Here is a 16,624-nt window from a genome sequence, read left to right on the forward strand (position 1 = left end):
CTTGCACAGGCGAGCAACTCGGCCTACATCTGCGCGCATGGCGCAAGTGAAATCCGCATCCAAGTCCGACCCGAACTATAAAGTCGTTGCCGAGAACCGGCGGGCGCGTTTTGATTATGCGATCGAAGAGGATGTGGAATGCGGGATTATTCTGGAAGGGTCCGAAGTGAAATCGCTGCGCGAAGGCGGGGCCAATATTGCCGAAAGCTATGCTGCAGTCGAAGAAGGGGAGCTTTGGCTGGTGAACAGTTACATCGCGCCCTACAAACAAGCCAAGACGTTTCAACATGAAGAGCGTCGCCGTCGCAAACTGCTGATTTCACGCAAGCAGTTGTCTGATTTTTGGAATGCAACCCAACGCAAGGGTATGACTTTGGTGCCTTTGGTTTTGTATTTCAACCATCGCGGTATGGCAAAAATCAAGATCGGTGTTGCCAAAGGCAAGAAGCTTCATGACAAAAGGGAAACCGCGGCCAAGCGGGATTGGTCGCGTCAAAAGTCCCGCCTCATGAAAGATCACGGGTGACACCAAGGGTGCCCCAAGGACCAGCCTAGATGCGAGAAACTCTAGGTGTGGGGATTTGGTAAGGTAGGCGTTACACCACTTCTCGCCAACCAAGTGGCTTGATACCAATGCCAGTGGACGTTACCCAGAACGAGGCAAAAACTATAGGGGACCGCGCATGGTCGATGATCCGAAAACACTGGTTTCCACCACTTGGTTGTCTCAACATTTGAAGGATCCGGATCTGCGAGTGCTCGATGCGTCATGGTATTTGCCGGATGCCGGACGCAACCCGCGCGAGGAATATGATGCCGCTCATATTCCTGGTGCGCGTTTCTTCGACATTGATGATGTTTCGGACAACCGTTCAGATTTGCCACATATGGCGCCACCCATCGAGAAATTCATGTCCAGGCTTCGTGCTATGGGCGTAGGCGATGGTCACCAAGTGGTAATCTACGATGGCGCGGGTCTTTTGTCCTCGGCCCGTGTTTGGTGGTTGTTTCGCCTCATGGGTCAGGAAAACGTCGCAGTTCTTGATGGCGGCTTTCCAAAATGGCAATCCGAAGGCCTCGCTGTCGAAGACATGTCGCCTCTTGTTCGGGACCGTCATATGACGGTTCGTATGCAGAACCAGTTGGTGCGCGATGTCACACAGGTTTCATCAGCATCCAAACTTGGCGATCATGTCATTGTGGATGCAAGGGCTGCAGCGCGCTTTAGAGGCGATGCTCCAGAACCGCGAGAAGGGTTGCGTGCCGGGCACATTCCCGGTTCCAGAAATGTGCCCTATACAGCTCTTTTGAACGACAACATGACCATGAAAGATCCGCAGACGTGCCGCACGATTTTTGAGGCGGCTGGTGTCGATCTGACGAAACCGGTCATTACGACCTGCGGGTCCGGCGTGACAGCGGCCATTCTGGCTCTTGCTCTTGAGCGCCTCGGTCACATGCATTGGTCGCTCTATGATGGGTCATGGGCCGAGTGGGGGATGTTCCCCACGGTACCTGTCGCAACCGGAGACGCATGATGTTTGAAAGCCTGAAAGAGCAACCCGCTGACGGCATCCTTGCCCTGATACAGATGTACAAAGATGATCCGCGTCCAACCAAGATTGACCTCGGTGTGGGCGTTTATAAGGACGCCACAGGACTGACGCCGATCATGCGTGCCGTCAAAACGGCTGAAAAACAGCTTTGGGAAGAGCAGGACACAAAAACCTATACCAGTCTCGCTGGTGACCCAGCTTTTACGAACGCAATGACCCAACTTGTGCTTGCGGATGCCGTTCCGCTCGAAAACGTAGCGGCTGTGGCAACACCAGGTGGTACAGGTGCCCTGCGCCAGGCTTTCGAACTCGTGAGGATGGCGCGTCCGGATGCGAGGGTATTTGTGCCTGACCCGACCTGGCCCAATCATATTTCGATCCTGAACTATCTTGGTATTGAAATCGTCCGGTATCGTTACTTTGACGAAGAAAGCCGAGGTGTCGATTTCAATGGTATGATGGAAGATATCAAAACAGCCAAAGCAGGCGACGTAGTGTTGTTACATGGCTGCTGCCACAATCCGACAGGCGCCAATCTGAATATGACGGAATGGGCTCAGGTTGTTGATGTGTTGAATGACACAGGCGCTGTGCCAATGGTCGACATCGCCTATCAGGGTTTTGGAGACGGTCTCGAAGAAGACGCGGCCGCAACCAGACTTGTGGCGTCATCTGTTCCCGAGTGTCTGGTTGCCGCAAGTTGTTCCAAAAACTTTGGAATCTACAGGGAACGTACCGGTCTTTTGATGGCTTTGAGCAACAACGCCGACGGCCGCAAATTGCGTCAGGATAACATGACCTTCTTGAACCGTCAGAATTTCTCTTTTCCGCCGGACCATGGCGCACGCCTGGTCAGCATGATCCTGAACGATAACGTTTTGCGCGCCGATTGGATGTCAGAACTCGAAGAGGTGCGCACTGGCATGCTGAGCCTGCGCAGCCAGCTGGCGTCAGAACTGCAGCGCTTGTCTGGGTCGGATCGCTTTGGCTTCATTGCACAGCATCGTGGCATGTTCTCACGGCTTGGTACTACGCCTGACAAAGTCGCGTTAATGCGTGAGAAAAATGGTATCTATATGGTAGCTGATAGCAGGATGAACATCGCTGGTCTCAACGCAAACACCATTCCGATACTGGCAGAAGCGATAATTGATGCGGGAGTCTAGCACTGGATTGTAGCTTCAAAGCGGATAAAAATCTCCGTTTTTTGACAAAAAAACCCGGGCGCATCGGCCCGGGTTTTCTCTTTTTTTGCCAAAGAGCTTAACCTTTGGAGAACTCCGGATAGGCTTCCATGCCGAGTTCTGATGTGTCGAGGCCGTTGATCTCGGCTTCCTCGTCCACTCGGATGCCCATGGTTGCTTTGAGGATGAACCACAAAATCAGTGAGGCAAAGAAAGTGAACACGCCGTAGGCGATGATCCCGGTAAGCTGGGTCATCAAGGAAGCTTCGCCGTAGAAGATCACGGCAATTGTGCCCCAGATACCTGCCAGCAAGTGGACTGGGATTGCACCGACCACGTCATCGATCTTGAATTTGTCCAGCATGGGTACCGCCAGAACAACGATGATACCGCCCACAGCACCGATCCATAGAGCGCCGAAAAGCGTGGGTGCCAGAGGTTCTGCCGTAATCGAGACCAAACCGGCCAGAGCACCGTTGAGCACCATGGTCAGATCGACCTTCTTGTACATAACCTGTGTCATGATCAGTGCTGCGACGGAGCCTGCCGCCGCGGCCATGTTGGTATTCGCGAAGATGCGAGATACGTCCGAGATGTCGCCTACGGTACCAGCTGCAAGTTGCGAACCACCGTTGAAACCAAACCAGCCGAGCCACAAGATGAACGTTCCCAAAGTGGCAAGTGCGAGATTGGACCCAGGGAACGGGTTCACTTTCCCATCTTTGCCATATTTGCCGATGCGAGGTCCGAGCACAATTGCGCCTGCGAGCGCCGCCCAGCCTCCGACGGAGTGCACAACAGTTGAACCGGCGAAGTCAGAGAAACCTGCTTCGGACAACCAACCGCCGCCCCACTGCCATGATCCGGAGATCGGGTAGAATACGCCGGTCAGCACGATCACGAAGATCAGGAAAGGCCAGAGCTTGATGCGTTCGGCCAACGCGCCGGACACGATCGAGGCTGTTGCCGCGACGAACACAAGCTGGAAGAAGAAATCTGACCCGATCGAGGCATAATCAAGCGCTGCGTCAGCGGCGGCCACGCCAACCGGATCCAGGACGGTTTGCGAGAAGAATGGCCCAACCCAGCCCGCGATGGTCCAGCCGTCGCCCGGGTACATCAGGTTAAAGCCGATCAACCAATACATGATGGCCGCGAAAGAGAAGAGCGCCATGTTTTTTGTCAGCTGCATCGCAACGTTTTTAGATCGCACGAGACCCGCTTCGAGCATGGCAAAGCCAGCCGCCATGAAGAAAACGAGAAAGCCAGCCACAAGAAACAGCAGCGTTGTCATGATGTACGGGCCGATTTCATCGAACCCGGGCGCGGCATCCTGCGCCATTGCCAGCGACGGCAGCGCGACGAGCGCAGCGGCAGACGCAAGTGTCTTAATCTGTACCATAGTGTTTATCCCTTTTAGAGAAGTGCCGCTTCACAGCGCGTCTTCATTTGTTTCGCCGGTGCGGACGCGAACGGCCTGATCAACGTTCAGGACAAATATCTTGCCGTCGCCGATTTTTCCCGTGTGTGCGGTCTTGGTTATCGTCTCCACAACTTGATCGACAGCGCTTGCTGCTACGACGATCTCGATCTTTACTTTGGGTACGAAATTCACGGCGTATTCCGCGCCACGGTAGATTTCGGTATGGCCTGACTGCGAGCCAAACCCCTTGATCTCGGTTACCATCATGCCGCGCACTCCTGCTTCGGTCAGTGCTTCGCGCACCTCCTCCAGCTTGAACGGCTTGATTGTTGCAATGATGAGCTTCACCTCGTGTCCCCTTTAAATGGCAGATTTATCTGCGATGGTTGCGTAAGCAGAAAACGCTATCAGGCCGTGGACATGGAGGTTTTGGCAGAAAACTGACAGTAAAATACGCTGTTTGTGCCTAAAAATTAATCAATATTGCTAAATCGCATAAACAATATGCAATATTAAAATTGCGCTTATCTGTCACACTCTCTCAACAATTAACGCCATACCCGTTAGACTGGCAAAAACAACAATGGGCCGAGCAGGTTCTACATGAGTGATTCACGAAAAGGTAAACGGCCTCTGGTCGCGGACAAGCGCTATCCTGCGCAGCCGAAAAAAGTGCGTAAAGCCAAAGTTAAACCCAAGGCCAAGCCGCGCAAAACTGCCAGGCGCAAAAGACCCGCCAAACAGCGAAAGGGAATCGTCGGGTTCTTCCAGCGCTTGATCAGATGGATCATACGCTTGATCTGGCGGATCACCTGGCGAATTGGCGCTGTTGTTTGCCTGCTTCTTGGGCTTGCCGTTGGCTATTTTTATACCACTTTGCCGGATGTGAATGATCTACTCGATGCGCGCGCGCGCGGATCGGTGACCTTGCTGGACGATCAAGGTCAGGTGTTTGCCTGGCGTGGCGATCAGTTTGGCGGAGTTGTTACAACCGAGACGGTGTCGCCCTATCTGCGCGATGCTATTATCGCCACTGAAGACAAGAGGTTTTATCGGCATTTCGGGGTCAGTCCTCGAGGGATCGCCAGCGCTGTGCGCATCAATCTTAGCGAAGGGCGGGGCCCTCTGTCAGGTCACGGCGGATCTACGATCACACAGCAAGTTGCCAAATTGCTCTGTCTTGGCGTGCCTTATGATCCGACAACCCAAAGCGAAGCAGAATATGAGGCCGAGTGCCGGCGTGGCACAATCAAACGCAAAGCATCCGAGGCAATTTATGCGTTGGCCATGGAAGCGAAGTATTCCAAGAACGATATCCTGACCATTTATATGAACCGCACCTTTCTCGGCGCTGGTGCGCGCGGATTTGAGGCAGCAAGCCAGCGTTACTTTGGGAAATCGGCGGCCAATGTGAGCCCGGCAGAAGCCGCCATGCTGGCCGGTCTGTTGGTGGCACCGACGCGGTTTGCACCGACAAATGATCTGACGCGCTCACAGGGTCGGGCCGCAACGATTGTTCGACTGATGAACGAGCAGGGCTATTTGACAGACGCGCAGGCGCGCGATGCTCAAAACAAGCCGGCGCAATTATCTGAAGCTGCAGAGGCGCGGGCAGGCGGGTACTTTGCCGATTGGGTAATGTCTTCTGGTCCTGAGTTTTTTACCCGCAAGACAACCGAAGATGTGATTATCAGAACGACATTGGACCAACGTATCCAGCGCGCTGCCGATCAGGCAATGAAATGGGTCTTTGAAAACAAGATTCGTGAAGGCAGCAAGGCGCAGGCAGCCATCGTTGTCATGTCAGCGGACGGCGCCGTACGTGCCATGGTCGGTGGGCGCAAAACCAAGGTCTCCGGTGCGTTCAACCGCGCGGTACAGGCCAAACGTCAGACTGGTTCGGCTTTTAAACCTTTCGTCTATGCTGCGGCGCTGGATCTTGGATATTCGCCCAATGATACAGTGACGGATGAACCACTGACCATTGATATCCCAGGGTCCGGCCCTTGGTCGCCCAGAAACTACACGAACCAGTTTTACGGAAAAGTGTCACTGACCCGTGCTCTGCAGGACAGCCTGAATATCCCGGCAGTTAAGGTTTCGGAATTTGTAGGGCGTGATTTGGTGCGTCAGGTCGCCAGCGATTTTGGATTACAGAGCGACCTGGCCGCCGGTCCTGCATTGGCGCTGGGCGCCTCGGAAAGCACCTTGATCGACATGACGGGCGCTTATGCGGGTATTTTGAATGGCGGCTCATCCGTTGTCCCTTACGGCTTGGTAGAACTCCGCCTGCTGGGTGACGATGAGCCGCTGATGGGCACCGGCGGAGGTATAGGGGAGCGGGTGGTTCAAGAGCCCGCCGCGCGTCAGTTAATCTATATGATGGAAAAAGTGGTGTCCGAAGGGACTGGCAAGCGTGCGCAGTTCGGTGGACGTGAGTTGGCAGGTAAAACGGGCACGACCCAGGCCGCACGAGATGCCTGGTTTGTTGGGTTTTCAGCCGACTATGTCGCCGGTGTCTGGATGGGGTACGACGACAACACGCCACTCACAGGCGTTACTAGAGCTGGGTTGCCTGCGGATATCTGGCGCGAAACCATGATGCGTGTACACGAAGGCGTACCGCTGCGGCCGCTACCAATGATGAATCCATCTCAGGCGGGCGAAACGCGTGATACGTCAAGCAACGAACAAGCCAGCGGTGGCGCGGTTGGACTGCTGGAAGGTCTGCTGCGCGACATCCTTGGCGGCGGCGGTGGTGGTGACGGTCGCAGACAACCTACTGTGGAGGGTGGAGACCGCTAAGCAGCAAGTCTGTTCGAGCTGCCCCTAGCTGGTTTTCTTCAGATCGGCAATTAGTGCGTTGATATCGCCGCTGCGGCTGTCCAGCATGGAGCCGATCTCGCTGCGCTCGGTCAGCAGCAGATTTACACCTTCAATGAAAATATTGAAGAATTTATCTCGCCCCGATTTATCCGACACGTGAAACGAAACTTCGAAGGGTCCGTCGCCGCGAAGGTATGCAAGCGTTTTAACTTCGTAACCTGCCTTGATCTGGCGGGTAGATTGAATTTCGACCCTGCCTCCTACGAAATCACGGAACTGCTTGCCATATTTGCGCGCTATATAGCCGGTAAAGGCTTCGCTGAAAGCCCGTTTTTGTGATGCCGATGCAGACCGTCCGTCCGCACCAAGAGCGTATTGCGCCATGATGTTCACGTCGGCATATCGCACAAAAAGTTTTTCAAATTCGCGCAGAATGGCCGCATCGGATTTTCCAGAGGAAATGACGCGATCAATATCTGAAACGACCTGGTTTACCAGATTGCGTGCGGCGTCTTCCGTCAATGCCATCGCCGGATTTGCGATCAGCACTGACAAGGCCACCGAACTTAGAAAAAATTCGCGGCGGTTTAGACTATTCGGCATAGGGGTCCTCATATGGATCAACTGCGAATGGATCGATGTCGTCTGCTGCATCCAGTCCCAACTCAAAACGACGGTTCTGAAGATAGATCAGGCGGGACTGCGCATAGCTGTCGGCGCTGTCATAGAGCACCGAGTCAAAGCTGTCACTGAACCTTTCCCGATCATTTAGCGCTGCCACACCCTTTGATGCAGGCGGGATGATCCGTGCATCGCCGTCAATTGTGTTATAGGTCAGTGGGTTGGTAAAAAAGTCGACGACCAAACCAGCTGTTGCGCGTTGCGTTGACGGGCCCAGGAAAGGCAATTCGATGTAGGCACCTTCACCCACTCCCCAAACAGCAAGGGTTTCGCCAAAATCGGTCGTGTGAGCAGGGATATTGAACTCATCAGCTGCATCAAAGAATCCGCCAAGGCCGATTGTGGTGTTCATCAAAAAGCGAACAGTGGCGAGCCCGGTGCCGCGCAAGTCGCCTTGCAATAAACTGTTGATTGCCACGCCTGGCATGCCCAGGTTTTCCGAGAAATTGTTCACGGTATTTCGCATCTCAACAGGGACAACGCCATATCCTTGTGAGACTGGGCGGAAAATGTTCGTGTCAAATCCTTTGTTGAAATCATGAACTCTGCGATTCTGTTTCTCATAGGGATCGTTGATCCCATCGGAGCGAGTCGCGACGTCTTGGGATGTGGCACATGCACCCAACGACAGAACAACCGAAACTAGAATAAGAGCGCGCCAAGGGGCCGTCGGTTTTTTGGAAAGAGACACTGGGAGAATCCTGCGAATTTGATAAACGGGTAGGTAAGCTTTTTTGACGGTATGCCTAGAGGGCAAAAGTTAGGAATTAGTATCATGTGGCTGATGCGCGACATAACAACCCTATCGCGAATTCGCCTGCAACGTCCATAATCTCGGAAGTAGCTGCGGAAATGTAAGCGGAAATGTGTCCAGTAGACGCACGATGCGCGAGGCGATTACACTCCGTGCTGGCCAAAAGCCCTACGTTGATCGCGATAAGTTGATGCGCGGCAGTGGGCAAGTTCACATTTAGTTGGCAGAAAAACGATGCTGAAGCAGTGCAGTTGCTGCACAATTTTAGGAACGATGTGATTGTCACTAATCACCGGGCGCACCCAAAACATCAAATTGCGCCTGATTTCATAATCCGTCATTACTGTGAATCGCGACAACTCTCATGCGACCCAAAAGGACACTGAAATGAGTTTTTCTTCCCGCCTCGCCGAGCTTGGCGTTACCTTGCCCGATGCGCCAGCACCTGCGGCCAACTATGTGCCTTTCGTAAAGTCGGGCAACACACTTTATGTGTCTGGCCAAATCTCGAATGGTCCCGATGGTCTTGTTACTGGCAAACTGGGTGCGGACATGGAAGTGGCAGAGGGCGCCAGTGCGGCGCGCCTATGTGCGATCAGTCTGTTGGCACAAGTCAAGGCGGCGTGCGATGGGAATATCGACGGTTTGGTGCGCGTCGTTAAGTTGACGGGTTTCGTGAATTCCACTGCTGATTTCACGGACCAACCAAAGGTAATCAATGGGGCGTCAGATTTTCTTGTCGAAGCCTTGGGTGATGCGGGTCGCCATGCGCGCTCTGCTGTTTCCGCGGCGTCTCTTCCTCTCGGCGTGGCGGTTGAAATTGAAGGCATTTTCGAGATCAAATGAAGGTCGCTCTACCTGAATGCTTTTTGACGACGCCATTGGCGCACCGAGCCCTGCACGATGTGTCAAAGGGCCGCCCAGAAAACAGTAAGGCGGCCATTCGCGCAGCTATTGCTGCGGGTTATGGGATTGAGATTGACGTCCAACAAAGTGCAGATGCGCAAGCCATGGTTTTTCATGACTACACCATGGATCGCTTGACCGAGGCCACGGGCCCATTGCGAGGTTTTTCTTCGAAAGCACTGCGGAAAATACCGCTAAGAGGCGGGGACGAAGGGGTTCCCGCTCTCCCAGAAGTGCTTGAATTGGTTGAAGGGCAAGTGCCGCTCTTGATTGAGGTCAAAGATCAGGATGGGACCATGGGTCCGGACGTCGGCTGCCTTGAAGGCGCCGTGGCGCAAGCGCTGGAAAGTTATGCAGGACCTGTGGCTTTGATGTCGTACAATCCGCATTCCGTCAAATACCTGGCTACAGTCTGCCCTGATGTGCCACGCGGAATTGTGACCGAGGCCTATCCGGAAAGTGACTGGTCATTGCCGGTGGCAACCCGCGACCGCCTGCGTCAGATCCCTGACTATGAAATGGCAGAGTGCAGTTTTATCAGCCACGACATCGATGATCTCGACCGACCAAGGGTGGCGGAACTGAAAGCGCAGGGCGCGGATATCCTGTGCTGGACGGCTAAATCGCCTCAGGATGAGGCACGCGCGCGCAGGATCGCGCAGAATATCACATTTGAACATTACAACCCGGCGCTTTCAGGTTGAACCCGCGTGTCGGGGCCACAGATTGTTAGGCTGTGGAGAGCAAGAGTTGATGCAAAATCAGAAATTCGAAATTAGGATCATTCCGTCTTTGAGCGCCATTGCCGCGCAAGACTGGGATGCGTGCGCTTGCCCGGAAGCAAAGTCGGGAGGACGGCCAAACGATCCTTTCACAACCTATCGGTTCCTCAACGCTTTGGAGCAAAGTGGATCAGTTGGCGTCGGCACCGGTTGGCAGCCGCAGTATCTGACCGCCTATGTCGGCGATCAGTTGATTGGCGTGGCCCCGATGTACGTCAAATCGCACAGCCAGGGTGAGTACATTTTCGATCACAACTGGGCGCATGCCTACGAGCGTGCAGGTGGGCGCTACTATCCCAAGTTGCAGATTGCGGTTCCCCACACGCCCGCGACCGGGCGGAGGTTGTTGGTGCGGCCCGGATTTGAAGAAGTCGGCAGCGCTGCGTTGATCCAGGGCGCGGTCCAACTCGCAGATACCAACAATGTATCGTCGTTGCATCTGACGTTTTGCACTGAAGAAGAAGCGCAGCGCGGCGAAGCGCTTGGTCTGATGTTGCGTAAAACCCAGCAGTTTCACTGGATCAACGAGAAATACGCCGATTTTGACGCGTTCCTGGCCTCCCTAAGCTCAAGAAAACGCAAAAATATTCGCAAAGAACGAGCGCGGGCGCAGGGGTTTGGTGGGGACATTCATTCTTTCACCGGAGATGATCTTCGGCCGGAACATTGGGATGCTTTTTGGCGGTTTTATCAGGATACCGGAGACCGTAAATGGGGCACGCCGTATCTGACGCGGAAATTTTTCGACATCGCTCAAGCGACGTTGCGTGATGATATGATTCTCGTTTTGGCAGAACGGGATGGTCGCTGGGTTGCGGGTGCGCTCAATTTTATCGGGTCGCAAACCCTTTACGGCAGGTACTGGGGTTGCTCCGAACACCACCCCTGTCTGCATTTCGAACTTTGTTATTACCGGGCCATCGACATCGCAATTCAACAGGGCTTGGCGCGCGTCGAGGCCGGCGCGCAGGGGGAGCACAAACTGGCGCGCGGTTACTTGCCGACGCCAACGTGGTCCTTGCATTGGGTCAATGATAAGGGGTTTGCAAATGCCATCGACAGCTACCTCAAGGCAGAGCGCGATGCGGTGGACGAAGAAATCAACGTTTTGACAGAATATGGCCCTTTCAAGAGGGCAGAAATCGAGGAACGGGAATGACCGAGAAATTGAGCGATGAAACACGCGGTCCCTTACTGGAACCCCTTTTTGCCGTTGGCTGGCAAATGGTGGAGGGACGCGATGCGATGCAGAAAACCTTCGTTTTCAAAAATTTCATAGACGCGTTTGGGTGGATGACCCGCGTCGCAATCTGGGCAGAGAAGTGGGATCACCATCCCGAGTGGCACAATGTCTACAAAACCGTTGAAGTTGTGTTGACGACCCATGATGTAGGTGGCATCAGCGCGCTCGATGCGAAACTGGCGCGTAAAATGGAAAGCCTTGCGGAGTAAGAAATGGACGAACTAATGACCACCGAGATCTGGCAGGGGAAAACTGTGTCAGATGTTCTCACGATGGAGTTTATCATGGGCGCGGCAGGCTCGGTGTTTGCGGCCATCGCCATTCTGATCATCGGCTGGACGATATCAGCCTGGTTGCAGCGTCGGGTCAAGGCTTTGGGCGCAAAGCATGAACACCTCGATAGCATGCTCTTCGACTTTCTGGCGTCGATTGTACGCTATGTGGTTCTGGGTTTCTCGTTTCTGTTTGTTCTCAATACCTTCGGGGTGCAAACCACGTCAGTTGTGGCGATCCTTGGTGCAGCCGGTCTTGCGATCGGCTTGGCCCTGCAGGGCACGCTTTCCAACATTGCAGCGGGCGTGATGCTGATTCTTTTCCGCCCAATCAAGCTGGGTGATTTCGTGGATATTGCCGGTACGATGGGCTCAGTAAAAGCCATCACGCTGAATTTCACCGAGTTGGCAGATGTCAGCAATGTTCAGGTGATCATTCCCAACTCGCAGGTGTGGGGAAATGTCATCACCAACTATTCCACCAACCCAACGCGTCGTGCCGAGTGGACGTTTGGCGTAGGCTATGGCGTGAACCTTGCGGATGCAGAAAAGATCATCCTGGACACTGTGATGGCGGACCCACGGTCAAAATCCGATCCAGCGCCTTTTGTGCAAGTGAACAACCTGGGCGCAAGTTCAGTGGATTTTCTCGTGCGGGTCTGGGTCGATGCGTCTGAGTTCTTTGGCTATCAGGCCGATGTAAAGCGCGCGGTCAAAGAAGCGCTGGATGCAGGAAACATCGACATTCCCTTTCCGACGACGACAATCGTTCAAGCATCCTGACGGGCATACCCGGAGGGGCAATTGGCCCGGAACTTCTGCTCCGGGCCAGGTTTTTCTCACATGTTGTCCAGCAGGGCTTCGCCCGCGGAAACTTCGCATACACCAGGATTTTCTTCCGGCTGCAGCAGCGTGACTTTGCCGTCTTCCACCAGCATGGCATAGCGCTTTGAGCGGGCCAGCAAGCCTGCAGGCGGAGCATCAAAATCCATGCCAATGGCTTTTGTAAAGGAGCTGTCAGCATCACCCAACATTGTGATCCCAGCGGCTGAGGCGCCTGTGGCTTCACCCCATGATTTCATTACAAACGGGTCATTGACCGACACACAGATGATCTCGTCCACGCCTTTTGCGTCAAACTGATCTTTCGTGCGTACAAAGCTGGGCACATGCGCGGAATGGCAGGTCGGTGTGTACGCGCCTGGAACAGCAAAGATAACAACCTTGCGGCCCTTGGTCTTGTCGGCGAGTGAGACAGGCGCGGGTCCTTCTGCGCCCAATTCTACCAAAGTTGCGTCGGGAAGCTGGTCGCCTTGTGAAATCGTCATGGGGATACGCCTTTCTTGCAATTGCGTTTGTCGCTGTCGTGGATATAGGTTGCGATCTGCGGCAGGACCAGAAGAATTCGTGAGCAAGGGGAAGCGGCATGCGCCAAATCATCGTGATTGGAGCTGGACAGGCTGGGGCCTCTTGTGTGGCCAAGCTGCGCAATGGCGGTTGTACCGACCTGATCACACTCATTGGGGCTGAACCCGTCATACCCTATCAACGGCCACCTTTGTCCAAAGCCTATCTGATGGGAGATATGGACTTGGAGCGCCTCTACTTGCGCCCAGAGAGTTTTTACCGAGATCATGATATTTCGCTGCGCATGGGAACGAACGTAACGTCGATCCATTCTGATGCGCAGACCATATCGCTTGGTGAAGAAACGCTGTCCTATGATGATCTCGTGCTCACCACCGGATCTGTACCGCGCCGTTTGCCCGCACAGATTGGTGGCGATCTGGAAGGGGTCTATGTGGTGCGCGATCTGGCGGATGTGGATGCCATGGCCCCGCAGTTTCAGGCTGGTCAACGCGTCCTGATCGTGGGCGGAGGTTACATAGGGTTAGAGGCTGCCTCTGTTGCTGCCAAACTGGGTTTGAAAGTCACGCTGGTCGAAATGGCAGACCGTATTTTGCAACGTGTGGCAGCGCGGCAAACCAGTGATTATTTTCGGGCGTTGCACCGGTCGCATGGCGTAGAAATCCTCGAAGGCGTTGGCTTGAACCGGTTGGTGGGCGAAGATGAGGTGCGTGGTGCGATCTTGAGTGATGGATCCGAACTTGACGTCGATTTTGTGATCACCGGCGTGGGTATTGGCCCGGCCACGGCATTGGCCGAAACCGCAGGTTTGAAGATCGACAACGGCATCAAGGTCGACGCGATGGGTCGCACATCATGCTCGAATATATGGGCTGCTGGGGATTGTACGTCTTTTCCTTATCAGACAGGCCGCATCCGGTTGGAGAGTGTTCCCAATGCCATCGATCAGGCCGAGACCGTAGCCGAGAACATCATGGGTGCTGAGAAAACCTATGTCGCCAAACCTTGGTTCTGGTCCGACCAATACGATGTGAAATTACAAATTGCGGGTTTGAATACCGGCTACACAGAGGTGGTCAGCCGCATCGGGGAAGGGCAAACGTCCTCTTTTTGGTACTATCGCGATGGCCTATTGGTTGCTGTGGATGCGATGAACGACCCAAGGGCGTATATGATTGGCAAACGTCTGATCGAGGCTGGTAAGTCGGCAGATCCTGCCGTCGTTTCCGACCCAACCGCCGATCTGAAACCGCTTTTGAAAAAGTGAGGATCATTGCCGGACAATATCGCGGTACGGCTCTTGCAAGCGTTGGCAAAGGCGACAAGGGCGCGCATCTGCGCCCGACTGCGGACCGCGTGCGCGAGAGCCTTTTTAGCATGCTGACGCACTACGGAGTGTTACACGATGCACGGGTTTTGGACCTTTTCGCCGGTACCGGCGCCTTGGGATTGGAGGCTTTGTCGCGCGGCAGTGTGCATGCAACCTTTGTCGACGACGGGCGAATCGCGCAAAAACTCATTCGACAAAACATTGGCAAATTGAGCGTGGAGGAGAAGACGCAAGTGGTATCCCGTGACGCGTGCAGTCTGCCTCCCAACGATACTTTACCCTTTGATCTGATCTTTCTGGATCCGCCTTACGGCAAGGATCTTGGTTCCAGAGCTTTGATGCAAGCTGAAGGCGCTGGATGGTTGGCGCAAGACGCATTTGTCGTTTGGGAAGAGGCCAGCCCGATGCGCCCGCCAGAAGGATTTGACCCGGTAGATCAGCGCAAATACGGGGATACCTATGTGACCTTATTGTCGAAGTCGGCACGTTGATGTGCTACTGTCGTTCCAATGATTGCTTCACGTCTCGCCTTTTTCTGGCCAACGGCTGCGCCGGAACGCGCGGTTGAGAGCCCACCCACAACACGACCGTCGCCTGTATTCATAGGCGACGCAGTCCAGCCGTGGGGTCAAGAAACGATGCTGTTGTCGATTCTGCGCCGCGACCAGGAAAGCGATCAGTCAGTGGAATAGGTGGGGTGAAACATGCCCTTTGGTGAGAGCGTAAAGATCTCCGCACCGGCAGCTGTTACGCCAATTGAGTGCTCAAATTGGGCCGACAGCGATTTGTCTCGGGTCACAGCTGTCCAGTCAGCCGCAAGCGTCTTTGTCTCCGGGCGCCCCAGATTTACCATTGGCTCAATGGTGAAAAACATACCTTCTTCAAGTACGGCGCCTGTGCCTGGGCGACCATAGTGCAGCACGTTTGGGGGGGCATGAAACACCCGGCCCAGCCCGTGACCACAAAAATCACGCACGACCGACATGCGTTGACTTTCAACAAATGACTGAATGGCGTACCCAATATCGCCGAAGGTATTGCCAGGTTTGACCGCCTCAATGCCGCGCATCAGCGCGTTGTGTGTGACTTGAACAAGGCGTTCGGCCTTGCGGGGCAGTTTGCCTGCAACATACATGCGGCTGGTGTCCCCGAACCATCCATCGACAATCACCGTGACGTCGATATTGAGAATATCGCCGTCCTTCAATGTTTTGTCGCCAGGGATGCCATGACACACGACATGATTGACCGAAATGCAGCTTGCGTGTTTGTAACCCTTGTATCCGATGGTCGCAGATGTCGCACCGGCAGCGTCAACCATGTCCGTGATGGCTTTGTCAATTGCGCCGGTGGTTTGGCCAACGAATACATGAGTTGCAATCTCGTCCAGGATATGCGCGGCCAAGGCGCCCGCTGCATGCATGCCAGTGAAATTAACTCTTTCGTAAATGCGTATACCGTCTTTGGTGTGACGGCCCCGAAGGTCTTCGTTCACGCACGTGCTCCATCTTAAGTGTTCTTTGCGCTTTTAACGCGCATGTTGTTCAAGGACCAGAGGGCCTTCAGATCGAAATTTCCAACGTGTCGGCTACCATTACTCCCTTGGTCGAGATATCGGCACGATAGCAGAAAGTTTCAACACCTGCTTCTCGAGCGGCCCGATAAGCGGTCGCGTAGGTCGGATCGATGTCGGTGGCCAGACCGAAACAGGTGCAATCGGTGCGTTGAACCAGATAGAACATCACGGCGCGATGTCCCGCAGCAACCATATGCGCCAATTCACCCAGATGTTTCGCGCCACGTGCCGTTACACTATCGGGGAATTCGGCAAGACCGGGTTGGCGCGACAGCGTCACGCTTTTGACCTCCATGTACACGTCCAGAAGCCCATCTGCCTGTAGTAAAAAATCGATCCGGCTGTTTTGGCCATATTTCACCTCGGGCCGGATGCGGTCATATGCGCTAAAAGGCGCAATGGCGCGGGAATTCAGTGCCGATTTGAGGGCGCGATTCGGAACCGCGGTATCAACGCCAGTGAAATGCCCGTTTTCGTGCTCAAAAAGCCGCCAGCCATACTTGAGTTTCTTTTTGGGATCATCATTGGGTTCCAGCCAGACCCGAGTGCCGGGTTCGGCCAGGCCCATCATGGAGCCCGGGTTGGCGCAATGCGCCGTGACTTTTTGACCTGTGTCTTCTAGCACGCAATCTGCAAGAAAGCGTTTATAGCGACGGGTCAACCGCGCGGGGACAAGTTCGGTTTGAAAGCGCATGGGCGCAGGTCTATACCTCGCATGAGGTG

The 16,624-nt window shown here is 54.4% G+C and carries 18 protein-coding genes; 11 read left to right on the forward strand and 7 right to left on the reverse strand.

The annotated features are described in order from the left end of the window. Positions 1 to 37: 37 nt before the first annotated feature. The 3 genes from smpB to AB8B75_RS14610 all read left to right on the forward strand — a co-directional run bounded on the left by smpB (position 38) and on the right by AB8B75_RS14610 (position 2,722). Complete coding sequence (smpB, locus tag AB8B75_RS14600) at positions 38 to 526, forward strand: SsrA-binding protein SmpB (protein WP_405363321.1); 489 nt, start codon at positions 38 to 40, stop codon at positions 524 to 526. A gap of 157 nt (positions 527 to 683) precedes the next feature. Further along, on the forward strand, positions 684 to 1,538 hold the full coding sequence (sseA, locus tag AB8B75_RS14605; RefSeq protein ID WP_405363323.1) for a 3-mercaptopyruvate sulfurtransferase: 855 nt from the start codon (positions 684 to 686) through the stop codon (positions 1,536 to 1,538). Beyond that, positions 1,538 to 2,722, forward strand: coding sequence for an aromatic amino acid transaminase (locus AB8B75_RS14610; RefSeq protein WP_405363325.1), 1,185 nt, complete (start codon positions 1,538 to 1,540; stop codon positions 2,720 to 2,722). The genes sseA and AB8B75_RS14610 overlap by 1 nt, the downstream gene beginning before the upstream one ends. A 97-nt stretch (positions 2,723 to 2,819) precedes the next feature. Here the strand turns inward: AB8B75_RS14610 and AB8B75_RS14615 are convergent, their stop codons facing one another. Further along, a complete protein-coding gene (locus tag AB8B75_RS14615) occupies positions 2,820 to 4,142 on the reverse strand; it encodes an ammonium transporter (RefSeq protein ID WP_405363327.1) in 1,323 nt (440 codons plus the stop codon). A 30-nt stretch (positions 4,143 to 4,172) separates the two neighbouring features. Next, positions 4,173 to 4,511: a P-II family nitrogen regulator gene (locus tag AB8B75_RS14620; RefSeq protein ID WP_405363328.1), complete on the reverse strand. Its 339-nt coding sequence runs from the start codon at positions 4,509 to 4,511 to the stop codon at positions 4,173 to 4,175. A 255-nt stretch (positions 4,512 to 4,766) separates the two neighbouring features. Between AB8B75_RS14620 and AB8B75_RS14625 the strand changes: the two genes are divergently transcribed. Next, entirely contained in the window at positions 4,767 to 6,968 is a 2,202-nt protein-coding gene (locus AB8B75_RS14625; protein WP_405363329.1) for a transglycosylase domain-containing protein, read from the forward strand. A gap of 24 nt (positions 6,969 to 6,992) precedes the next feature. On the opposite strand, the gene AB8B75_RS14630 is transcribed toward AB8B75_RS14625, so the two are convergent. Further along, complete coding sequence (locus AB8B75_RS14630) at positions 6,993 to 7,592, reverse strand: phospholipid-binding protein MlaC (protein WP_405363330.1); 600 nt, start codon at positions 7,590 to 7,592, stop codon at positions 6,993 to 6,995. Next, positions 7,582 to 8,361, reverse strand: coding sequence for a VacJ family lipoprotein (locus AB8B75_RS14635; RefSeq protein WP_405363331.1), 780 nt, complete (start codon positions 8,359 to 8,361; stop codon positions 7,582 to 7,584). Before AB8B75_RS14635 ends, AB8B75_RS14630 begins: the two co-directional genes overlap by 11 nt. Before the next feature lie 450 nt (positions 8,362 to 8,811). Between AB8B75_RS14635 and AB8B75_RS14640 the strand changes: the two genes are divergently transcribed. The 5 genes from AB8B75_RS14640 to AB8B75_RS14660 are packed head-to-tail and all read left to right on the forward strand — an operon-like array spanning position 8,812 to position 12,410. Continuing rightward, complete coding sequence (locus tag AB8B75_RS14640) at positions 8,812 to 9,270, forward strand: RidA family protein (RefSeq protein ID WP_405363333.1); 459 nt, start codon at positions 8,812 to 8,814, stop codon at positions 9,268 to 9,270. Further along, entirely contained in the window at positions 9,267 to 10,034 is a 768-nt protein-coding gene (locus tag AB8B75_RS14645) for a glycerophosphodiester phosphodiesterase family protein (protein ID WP_405363335.1), read from the forward strand. Before AB8B75_RS14640 ends, AB8B75_RS14645 begins: the two co-directional genes overlap by 4 nt. A gap of 49 nt (positions 10,035 to 10,083) precedes the next feature. Further along, positions 10,084 to 11,271: a GNAT family N-acetyltransferase gene (locus AB8B75_RS14650; protein ID WP_405363336.1), complete on the forward strand. Its 1,188-nt coding sequence runs from the start codon at positions 10,084 to 10,086 to the stop codon at positions 11,269 to 11,271. Further along, a complete protein-coding gene (locus AB8B75_RS14655; RefSeq protein WP_405363337.1) occupies positions 11,268 to 11,564 on the forward strand; it encodes a 4a-hydroxytetrahydrobiopterin dehydratase in 297 nt (98 codons plus the stop codon). Before AB8B75_RS14650 ends, AB8B75_RS14655 begins: the two co-directional genes overlap by 4 nt. A gap of 3 nt (positions 11,565 to 11,567) precedes the next feature. Further along, positions 11,568 to 12,410, forward strand: a complete 843-nt coding sequence (locus AB8B75_RS14660) for a mechanosensitive ion channel family protein (protein ID WP_405363339.1) — start codon at positions 11,568 to 11,570, stop codon at positions 12,408 to 12,410. Positions 12,411 to 12,466: 56 nt separating this feature from the next. Here AB8B75_RS14660 and AB8B75_RS14665 read toward each other — a convergent pair whose 3' ends face one another. Then, entirely contained in the window at positions 12,467 to 12,955 is a 489-nt protein-coding gene (locus tag AB8B75_RS14665; protein WP_405363341.1) for a peroxiredoxin, read from the reverse strand. A gap of 98 nt (positions 12,956 to 13,053) precedes the next feature. On the opposite strand from AB8B75_RS14665, the gene AB8B75_RS14670 reads away from it, so the two are divergent. Together AB8B75_RS14670 and rsmD are read left to right on the forward strand one after the other, a co-directional pair. Then, positions 13,054 to 14,262 carry an NAD(P)/FAD-dependent oxidoreductase gene (locus AB8B75_RS14670; RefSeq protein ID WP_405363342.1) on the forward strand — a complete coding sequence of 403 codons (1,209 nt, stop codon included), beginning with the start codon at positions 13,054 to 13,056 and terminating at the stop codon, positions 14,260 to 14,262. Then, positions 14,259 to 14,816: a 16S rRNA (guanine(966)-N(2))-methyltransferase RsmD gene (rsmD, locus tag AB8B75_RS14675; protein WP_405363343.1), complete on the forward strand. Its 558-nt coding sequence runs from the start codon at positions 14,259 to 14,261 to the stop codon at positions 14,814 to 14,816. The genes AB8B75_RS14670 and rsmD overlap by 4 nt, the downstream gene beginning before the upstream one ends. Before the next feature lie 185 nt (positions 14,817 to 15,001). On the opposite strand, the gene map is transcribed toward rsmD, so the two are convergent. Both map and sfsA read right to left on the reverse strand, forming a co-directional pair. Next, complete coding sequence (gene map / locus AB8B75_RS14680; protein ID WP_405363344.1) at positions 15,002 to 15,820, reverse strand: type I methionyl aminopeptidase; 819 nt, start codon at positions 15,818 to 15,820, stop codon at positions 15,002 to 15,004. A gap of 67 nt (positions 15,821 to 15,887) precedes the next feature. Further along, the gene (gene sfsA / locus AB8B75_RS14685) at positions 15,888 to 16,595 is read right to left on the reverse strand and encodes a DNA/RNA nuclease SfsA (RefSeq protein ID WP_405363346.1); all 708 of its coding nucleotides are present in this window, start codon (positions 16,593 to 16,595) and stop codon (positions 15,888 to 15,890) included. Positions 16,596 to 16,624 lie beyond the last annotated feature (29 nt).

It is taken from the genome of Roseobacter sp., from assembly GCF_045106495.1.
In the GTDB taxonomy this organism is placed as follows: Bacteria; Pseudomonadota; Alphaproteobacteria; order Rhodobacterales; family Rhodobacteraceae; genus Roseobacter.